Here is an 861-nt window from a genome sequence, read left to right as displayed (position 1 = left end):
GTGTTTAGAACACCCAGCAGCGGTTTGAGCAGCGGAACATCAACCGTCGCGGCTGGCGACTGCTGACCATCGGCCTTGGCGACCACGCCTACGGATTCGCCGCCCACACCTTGTGGCAACTTGATCACGCCTTGGCCTTTCTCGTCCAGAATGACCGGAGTACCGACGGGCTTACCGTCCTTGTCCTGCAACTGCACGGTTGCACCCGGCTTGCCGGTCACCGGCAGTTCGCCTTTGTCCGCATCCACTACACCCGGTACAGGCTTAAGCAGTGGAACGGTAACGGCAGCAGATGGCAGTGAATCAACGCCATCTACTTTCTGCACCGCAAATACCGCCTGGCCGCTCGCCGTGGTCGGGATTTGGATTTCGCCTTTACCCTGGCCGTCCAGCGTCACTGGAGTGCCAACAGGCTTGCCGTCCTTGTCCTGCAACTGCACGGTTGCGCCCGGCTTGCCGGTGACTTTTACCTTGCCGGTTTGTGGATCAACCTCACTCAGGATCGGTTTCAGTGGTGGCACAGCAACGGTCGCCACTGGCGATTGCTGGCCATCGGCCTTGGCGACCACGCCTACGGATTCACCGCCCACACCTTGCGGCAGCTTGATCACGCCCTGACCTTTGTTGTCCAGAGTGACCGGAGTACCGACGGGCTTACCGTCCTTGTCTTGCAACTGCACGGTCGCACCCGGCTTGCCGGTGACCGGCAGTTCGCCTTTGTCCGCATCCACTGCACCCAGTACAGGCTTGAGCAATGGAACGGTAACGGCGGCGGACGGCAGTGAATCAGCGCCACCGATTGTTTGTACCGCAGACACCGCCTGGCCACTGGCGGTGGGCGGGGTTTGGGTGTTTCCCTTT

At 61.0% G+C, this 861-nt stretch carries 1 protein-coding gene; it reads right to left on the bottom strand.

Annotated features, from left to right (window positions below; translation table 11 throughout):
• On the bottom strand, nt 1-861 hold an 861-nt coding region (locus GIW04_RS31040), incomplete at both ends, for an Ig-like domain-containing protein (protein WP_236479650.1).

The sequence above is a fragment of the Pseudomonas sp. PA-4-8C genome, assembly GCF_021606625.1.
GTDB classification, from domain to species: Bacteria; Pseudomonadota; Gammaproteobacteria; order Pseudomonadales; family Pseudomonadaceae; genus Aquipseudomonas; species Aquipseudomonas lactis.
The sequence above is the reverse complement of the archived record's forward strand: the minus strand, read 5'-3'. Positions and strand labels throughout refer to the sequence as shown.